The sequence below is a fragment of the Planktosalinus sp. genome (assembly GCF_059864935.1).
On sequence record NZ_JCBCCK010000135.1, the window covers coordinates 1 to 9,058 of the forward strand.

4 protein-coding genes and 1 pseudogene are annotated in these 9,058 nt (G+C 38.4%); all 5 read right to left on the bottom strand.

Annotated features, from left to right (window positions below; translation table 11 throughout):
- Positions 1 to 153 precede the first annotated feature (153 nt).
- Positions 154 to 3,384 (bottom strand): SusC/RagA family TonB-linked outer membrane protein, encoded by a 3,231-nt coding sequence (locus tag AC6F75_RS05750; RefSeq protein WP_500713998.1) that lies wholly within the window; start codon positions 3,382 to 3,384, stop codon positions 154 to 156.
- 216 nt (positions 3,385 to 3,600) lie between these two features.
- Entirely contained in the window at positions 3,601 to 4,035 is a 435-nt protein-coding gene (locus AC6F75_RS05755; protein WP_500713999.1) for a hypothetical protein, read from the bottom strand.
- A 28-nt stretch (positions 4,036 to 4,063) separates the two neighbouring features.
- On the bottom strand, positions 4,064 to 5,497 hold the full coding sequence (locus tag AC6F75_RS05760) for a RagB/SusD family nutrient uptake outer membrane protein (protein ID WP_500714000.1): 1,434 nt from the start codon (positions 5,495 to 5,497) through the stop codon (positions 4,064 to 4,066).
- A 17-nt stretch (positions 5,498 to 5,514) separates the two neighbouring features.
- Complete coding sequence (locus AC6F75_RS05765; RefSeq protein ID WP_500714001.1) at positions 5,515 to 8,595, bottom strand: SusC/RagA family TonB-linked outer membrane protein; 3,081 nt, start codon at positions 8,593 to 8,595, stop codon at positions 5,515 to 5,517.
- A gap of 120 nt (positions 8,596 to 8,715) precedes the next feature.
- A pseudogene (locus tag AC6F75_RS05770) lies at positions 8,716 to 9,058 on the bottom strand (POTRA domain-containing protein); the annotation flags it as partial.

Below are 9,058 nucleotides of genomic sequence, written 5' to 3' on the forward strand. Positions count from 1 at the left end.
GTCATTGATAAAGAAATTGACATCGGCCTGATCAGGGGTAAGTGAATTGGGATTGTCTATCAAATCCATCTCGGTGGTCTCACACGAATTCAGTGCAAAAAACCCGATACTGGCCAAAATAAGTATTTTTAATTTTTTCATGTTCTTGTTTTTTTAGAATGTTGCTTTTAGTGTGAAACCATAACGTTTTCCGCTGGGTCCGTTAAAGAAGTCAAAACCTCTTGCATTACTCACACCTACTCCAATAACGTTAGGATCAAAGTTCGTTCCTTTAGGTGTATTGATTGCATTGTAGTACATGTTGTAACCTGCAAGGGTAAATGAAACTGCTCCAAATGGAGTTCTTTCAAGAAATCTTTTTGGAAAATCATATCCAAGTGATATTTCATTCAAGCGGATAACACTTCCATCATAAATATTTAACTCCGAAGCATTGTATCCAAGGTTGTCAAAATAATACGCAGATGCATTAATTTGAATATCATTTGGCGTTCCATCTTCTTTAACACCGGGTAATATATATGTATTAAGTCTATCTTCGGTATCAGTGGTAACCCCTCTTAAAAGGTAACCCGCAACAGTTTGAGAATAGATGTCTCCTCCGTGTTGATAGCTCATCAGGAAGCCTAAGTTAAAACCTCTGTAAGAGAACGTGTTAGTCAGGTTGATGATAAAGTCTGGTGTAGCATCCCCAATAATGCTCAAGCCGGGCTCTTCAACATAATTACCCTGAGAGTTCACAACTAAATTTCCGTTTTCATCTCTTTGTACCGCAGAACCAACAATTGTACTAAATGGCAGTCCTTCAATAGCAGCATTCCCTAAATCGGTAAACCCAACATAAACAAAAGGTGCATCTGAATCAAACTCAGGACCTAAATCAATTACGGTAGTTCTGTATTTAGTAAAGTTGGAATTGAGGTTCCAGTTAAAACCGTTTCCTTCATTTCTAACTGGGTTAATTCCTAAATCAACTTCAAAACCATAGCCTTCCATTCTACCAATATTTACACTTGTTGACGTGTAACCTGTAGATGGGTCAAGACTTCTGTTTGTAATCAGGTCTTTGGTTACACGGTCATAGTAAGAGAAATCAAGAGACACTCTGTTGTCCAAGAATCTTGATTCAAAACCAAATTCAATTTCCTCATATAGTTCCGGTTTTAAATTGGGATTGCCCAAAAACCCGGAAGTGGTGTTACTAATAATATTATCGCCACTTAGTGGTTGAAAAGCCTGAGGAATGAGCCCTAAAGTATTGGACACAGGATATCCCCTGGAAAAACCGGCAGATGTACCATAACTGGCTCTAAGCTTTAAGTAGTTGATTCCATTTGTGGTTCTGATACCCGGAAAGGCAACCGATGGCAAAAATGAAATACTACCACTTGGATAGAACATACTATTGTCTATCTGGTTTGACACCCAGTCATTTCTTCCCGAAAGGTTTAAGTATAAATAGTTTTTAAAATCGAGGTCAACCTGAGCATACGCCCCAACGATATTTCGTTGCTCAGTATATTCAATACTGTTACCATTAAAGTTAAGGCGGGATTGTTCTCTAAAGTTTGAATGCCTAAACACCCCAAAAACAATCTGGTCTTCACTTCTCATACCATTTCTTATGAATTCCTCAAATTTAGAAGTTGCACCTAATGTGAAGTTTAGCCCTAAGTCGTCAGATAGACTATAGCTACCTGTCAACATCATGTTGTGATCCCAAATTGTATTTCCACTAGTATAGGTTGTATACTCACCTCTATTGACATCTTCAGGAGATCCGGCACCTTTGTTTGTTTTAATTACTGTAGCCTCTGAATAGACATCGTATCCTACCCTGTAAGATGCATTAAGATTATCGTTTATTTCATATACAAAATTAGCTGAACCAAAAGACCTATTAGTATTTTGATTGATTGAGCTATTATTTACTGTCCAATTTGGGTTTACAATATCGTCGCCAGAACGGTACCAAACACTTTGACCTGTAACAGGGTTTTGGTATGGCAAATCCATTAGAGGCAGGTTTGTTGGTGTATAAAATACATCACCAAATACGGAGAGTCCAAACTGAGCAGAAGATGCGTTACTATATGCAACAGGAGGTGTTGTAAAGTCAGTATTTACATAGTTTAATGTGCTTGTTACAGTAAATTTATTTGACAGAACTGCTCTCCCCCCCACACTGAAAGAATTTCTTTTGGTCATGTTTCCGGGAGTAAATCCTTCATCATCAATACGGCCATAGTTGAAGTTGTAGTTGTATTTTCCATCATCTGAACTACCTGAAATATTTACAGAAGTATTACTTGCCAATCCCTTTCTAAAGAATCTTTTAACATGATCTTTAGCCGGAGCCCAAGGCAATCTTTCTCCCATATATTGAGGAAAAACATCATTCAAGCTGGCTCTGTCATAAGGATGAGGAATAGTTCCATCTTCACCGATACCACTCGATGGTTCACCCCATCCTCCCAGGCCATCTCTGTAGAAACCGGGTCCCCAGTTACTAAAGAAATTACCAAATGACTGGTCAAAACCGTTACCAAATTTTTGAGTATAATCCGGCAAAGAAGCAATTTCATTATTAAAAACCGATTGAATTATTGTAATTTCTGTTTTTTTAGCTGATGCTTTATGAGTACCGGTTTTTGTGGTAATAAGTATAACTCCGTTTTTTCCTTCAGTACCATAAAGGGTTGAAGCTGCATATCCTTTAAGTACAGAAATACTTTCAATGTTATTTGGGTCTAAGTCCAATGATCTCGAAGAACCACTGTTACCGGTAACAAAGTTGCCAACTGTGTTGGTGTCATTTGAAATTGGTATCCCATCAACAATGAACAAAGGCTGATTGCTACCCGTTATAGAGTTGTAACCACGAATGTTGATGTTAGTTGCAGACCCGGAAATTCCACTAGTGTTATTGATAACAACACCTGAAGTTTTTCCTGACAATACCCTTGCCACGTCTCCTTCAGATCGTTGCTCAATACTTTCAGCTGAAACCTCACTCACTGCATAACCCAGAGCTTTTTTCTCTCTGGCAATGGCAAAACCGGTTACAACTACCTGGGTAAGTTCCTCACCCATTTGCATTTGCACATCGATTCTTGTGGTAGTGGCAGTTACAGCTCTTTCCTGAGTTGCAAATCCTACATAAGAAAATACTAAGGTTTGATTCGGGCTGGCATTGATGGAGAAATTTCCGTCAAAGTCAGACTGTGTTCCTGTAGTAGTCCCTTTGATTACAATATTAACCCCCGGCAGCGGCAGACCCATATTATCGGTCACCGTACCTGAGATTGTTTGTTGTTGCGCAAAAGTAAATTGCACGATAAACGCCAGTAATAGCGTTAAAATTCCACTAAACTTTGTTCTCATTTTTATAATTTATTTGAATTAGCCAATACCAAAAGTCTTAATAAAAACTTAATAAAACAACTTTTTCAACCGATTTTTTGGTTTTAATTAAGTTTTTTTTGGGAAAAAATTGCCAAATGTCTTTTAAAAAATGTTAAAATTAAAGATGAATTTATTTAACAAAAAAAGAGGCTGTCATTTGACAGCCTCTTTAACTAAGTGATAATAAAATTTAGTCTAATTTGCGCTTCTCACCTGAATGGTAATTTGACTTCCGGAAACTACTGTACCAGAAGAATTGTCAACCTTAAATCTTACAGGCTGAAGATCAGATGTTAAATTAACATCGCTAAAGGTCACAACTAATGTTCCGGTTCTCTCATTAGCAGGAACAACAGCACTTCCAATGGTATAACTTTCACTTCCAAGTTCAGTTATTTCTTCATTAACAGTTACAGAAAAGCTTCTCTCAACAGAAGAAACATCTGATACAAACACATTAATTTCCTTATCGACAGTTCCTCCGGCAGGTACTATGGCATTTGGACCCCCTACTGCAGAGGTTAAACCAACAACAGGCAGCCTGTCTTCATCAAAATCGTCATAAGTTTCACAGGAAACCGCAACAATTGCAATTGTCAGTATTGTGATTATATATTTTAAATTTTTCATATGTTCTAATATTTAAAAATTAATAAAATTAATAACCGGGGTTTTGAACCAGGTTTGGATTTCTATCCAGTGATGTAGACGAAATCGGCAACTGAAACTTGATATCACCGGCGGGCAAAGTCAAGTTCTCAGAAGGTGTTCCTGAACCATCGGCTAAATCACCAAAAGGTCCTCTTTCAATCGATAAGCCCCAACGCTTAATATCAAAGAATCTTTGGTATTCAAATGCAAATTCAAGTCTTCTCTCTTCACGGATTGCGTCTCTAAGTGCAGTACCGGTTTCACCACCTGCGAATGTTGTGTACCTTTGATTTCTAAGCTGGTCAAGAGTAAGAAGTGCCTGTGCGGTTTGGCCTAATTCAAACTGGGCTTCAGCCTTGTTTAAAAGTGCTTCTTCAGCTCTTAGGATTTTGAAATCAACCAATCCATTACTTTGGCCCGGTCTTCCGAAAAGCTTTTTAATGGCATTAAACTGCATACCTGATGCATTGTTTGCTGCGGGCATAGTATAAGCCTCTTTACGAATATCGTCATTACTAAATTTGTTGTAAAACTCAAATGAAACCACATACTCAGGGATCAAATTGGTTAATGCACCCTGACTCCAGGTAACTCCAATGTTCAAATTAAGTACAGTTGCTTCGTTTGGAATATAAAACACTAAACCTGCTTGTGAAGTATCTTCCCAAATACCAACCACACTATTTCTAGGAGCAATCGAGGTAGTTACATTGTTTGCAGCATTGATTGCGTTTTGCCATTGACCCATATACAGGTAAACTCTTGAAAGTAGTACATTAACAGCATCCCTGCTCATTCTTCCTTCAGGATTGTTTGTGTTGATGTTGGCCGCTGAAAAAGTTAAATCCTCAACAATTTTCTCATAAACCTCACCCACTGTTACCCTTGCAGGTTCAATAAGCGGATCTGGTTCTGTAAGGTAAGCAACCCCCAGCGATCCATTGGCATCAGCTGACTGTGTGGGTATTTTTCCAAAGGTTCTTACCAAATCAAAGTGTGCCATAGCCCTAAGTGCTCTTGCTTCAGCCTCAATATTGCCTTTGCTATCACCGCTAAAACCTTCCAGTTGAAACAGGATGTTGTTTGCTCTAAAAATAACGGAATAGGCATTGACATAAAACCCTGTCAAGGTAGCTGAAGGCAAGTACTGAAACTCATGTAAAAACGCTTTTGACCTTCTTCCTCTCTGAGCAAGAGTAACATTGTCTGAAATTATGTCTGGAAAACTTAATAATGATCCTGCATCGCTACTTCCGTAATAACCGGCTGCAGTTAGACCACTGTAAACTCCCCTGATTCCATTTTCAAAATCTGCAGCAGTAATGAAAGCTGTGTCTGAAGAAAGATTGTCAAAAGGAATTTGGTCCAGACTATCGTCACAAGATGTATATACACCTGCGATAAAAACTAAACTAAATATTTTATAAACTAATTTTTTCATTTTTCTATTTTTTTATATTAGAAACTAATGTCTAAACCGACCTGGATAGACTTTGTTTGTGGGTAACTGAATAAAGTTGCTTCACCCGGCGCAACAGTATTAACAAAATCAATGGTTTCTCCTGAAGAGATTCCAACTTCAGGGTCACCGAAGAATTTTGTAAAGGTCAGTAAGTTTTGTCCCTGAGCATAAATTCTCAAGGAATTGATAGGTGATCTTTCAAGTAATTCTGATGGAAAACTATAAGAAAGTACAATATTTCTCATTCTGATAAAATCACCTTTTTCAAGGAAACGGTCAGACGCGATTACTTCAGCTCTGTATATAGGGCTTGGAAGCACATCAGTGTCTCCGGGTTGTTGCCAGTAGTTAAATGCACCAACGTGGTGGTTACCGGCAGGACTGTTACCATCAGTTTCAATTGCTGCACGCACAAAGTTGTTGATGTAGTTTCCTGATTTAAATACAAAGTCTGTTCTAAGACCCCAGCCTTTATAATTAACACTGGTAAAAAATCCACCTTCTACTTTTGGAATAGTTGATCTTCCATCTAATACTCTATGGTCTGTATCTTCAGGGAAAAGATCAACTAACTCCTGTTGAGTGTAAGTATTACCATCTATACCATAATACAATGGTCTTCCATTGTCAGGGTCTACACCTGCATACCTCAACAAATAGTGCTGGTTAAGCGCTTCGCCTTCCCTCCAAAGAATATTAAATGCTTGTCCGGGAGCTAAATCCTCTCCATCAGGAAGTTCTACAACTTTATTTTTCATAAAACCGACATTACCACCTACTGTCCAGATAAATCCGGGATTTCTAATGATATCTGCCTGAAGTGAAACCTCAAAACCTGTATTCTCAATTTCCCCAAGGTTACCGCCTATACCTCCACCAGGAACTCCTGCTTCGTGAGCAGTTGGTATAGCAAATAGCAGGTCTGTAGTGTTTCTTTTGAAATAGTCAAAAACAGTTCTCAAACGATTATTGAACATATTTAACTCAAGACCAATGTTAGAAGTTGTTGTGGTCTCCCACTGAAGTTCTGGATTCCCTATATTTGAAGGAAGGGTAGATGAACCTCCGGGGTATGATCCAAAAGCCACCAAATTTCGGGGCGCATATCTACTGATACCGTTTCTGTTTCCCACTGTACCATAAGAAGCTCTAATTTTAAGGTCATTCACGGCATCAACAGCAAAAAAGCCTTCTTTGGCAATGTTCCAACCGATACTTCCACTATAGAAAGTACCAAACTCATTACCTTTACCAAAGTTTGATGAACCATCTGTTCTGATCGAAGCACTTGCAAGGTATCTTTCCCTGTAGTTGTAATCAGCAAAAAGACCGTATGATACAAGTGTCAATCTATTTCTATTGGTTGTACCAATCGTTACTTCAGCTGCGTTAATCTGAGTAGTCAAAGCCGCAGAAGGAAAACCTCTACTTGTAACCCTGTAGAAATTATTTTCATTAAAGTTGTATTCAAAAAGCCCCAAAACGTTTAAGTTGTGTCCTGTTTCAGCATTTAAGCTATAGTTAAGCCGATTGCTAAGGGTCATATCTAATCTCTGAGCACCATTGTCAGTTTTTAAACCCGGAAAATCAGCATCACCAATTATGTTTTGCAGAATACCACCAGGCATGGAATAACTTTCCCTTCTGAAGTTTACATGATTGAATGCGGCACTAAAAGTATAACTCCAGTTAGGATTGAATTTAACGGTAGTGTTAACACTTGCCAAGATTACATTTGTGATTTCATCTGTAGGTTCTGTTAATATAGCACCTCTGATTGGAAACCCTTGATGTGTTGGGTTGTAAATGGGGTCGCCGTTTTCATCCAACTGTACGGTTCCGTCAGGGTTCAATACAAACTCTGTCTCATAGGGATTGTAAATATACATCGCCCTAAAAGGGTTTTGAGCGTTGTTACGGTCACGAGGCTCATCACTCAATGATCTTGAATAACCCACATTTGCACCTACAGTTAGCCAATCTTTAGCATCAAAATTAACATTTAATCTGCTGTTGATTCTCTCAAAACCATTGATGTTGTCAATGATACCTGTATTTCTGTCGTGACCTACAGAGAAGAAATAATCCACTCTGTCAGCACCACCTGAAAAAGAAACATTGGTAGACTGAACAACTCCGTCTCTTAAAATAATGTCCTGCCAGTCGCGTGCATGATCAAGTAAAAATTGTCTTTCTTCAGAACCGGGCTCAGTAGTTACACCAGGCCTTGTTCCTGCAGCAGCAACACCAAGAGCAAACATTTCAGCTTCATACTGCATTTTTTGCTCTGCGTTCATCATTTTAAAATTGTCTTTAATCTTGCTAACAACTCCATAACGTGAACTAAATCTAACTACAGCATCACGGTTTCTGTTACCACTCTTAGTAGTGATCACAACAACACCATTTGCACCACGAGAACCATATTGTGCGGTTACAGCGGCATCTTTAAGAATGGTAATGTTCTCGATATCCTCGTTAGCAATAGAAGAAAGGTCTTGCTCCCTGATTGGGGCACCATCAACAATATACAAAGGAGAAGATGCACCTGCAACAAGTGAACCCATACCCCTAATCCTAACGAATGCTCCCTGACCCGGTTTACCGTTTGCGGCAGTAACCTGTACACCTGCAGCTTTACCCTGTAAAAGGTTGTCGATGCTGGTTGTTGGAGTTAATTGATTGATCTCTTCTGCAGAAATTGCGACTACTGCAGATGTTTGTACTGTTTGGTTTCTTCGGGTATAACCGGTCACCACAACTGCATCAAGAACGGCGGCATCAGGTTGCATTCTTAAATTCACAGTATTGGTGGCCAATGTTATGGGTACTTCCTGAGTAGCAAATCCCACATAACTAAATACCAAAGTTTGTCCAACTTCTGCAGTAATGGAAAAGTTCCCATCAAAATCTGACTGTGTTCCGGACGTGGTTCCTTTAATAATAATGTTAACCCCGGGCAACGGTAAATTGATGTCATCAGTTACTGTTCCGGAGATTGTTTTCTGCTGAGCAAAAGATAATTGCACAACAAACGCCAGTAAAAGCGTCAATAATCCTCTAAACTTTGTTGTCATTTTATTGTATTATTTAAATTAGCTTGTGTCAAAAATCTTAATTTAAACCTAATAAAACAACTTTTAAGCCATAAATTTTGGCTATTTATTAAATTAAAGTTTTGTTAACATTAACAAAAACTAGAATTTAGAGTTCAAACTGATGTGTATTTTGGTGTTTGAAAATTTAAAATCCTGCCCCTCTAACGTTCCGTTTGCGATATTGATTTTAAACAAACCCGCATTGGTTTTAAGCCCCATACCTATTCCAAAACTGTATATTTGGTTTTTAATTTGCGTAACCGTGTTTTCAAAATAAGCCAAATCAGTTATGGAGTGTACAAAAGTATTGCGCATAAGTAAATACCTATACTCAGTATTTACAACTGAAAATACAGATGCGTCTATACTGTTTTCATCAAACCCCCTGATGCTGTTTATCCCGCCAAAGCGAAACAATTCATTGATTAAATAATTCTCAGAG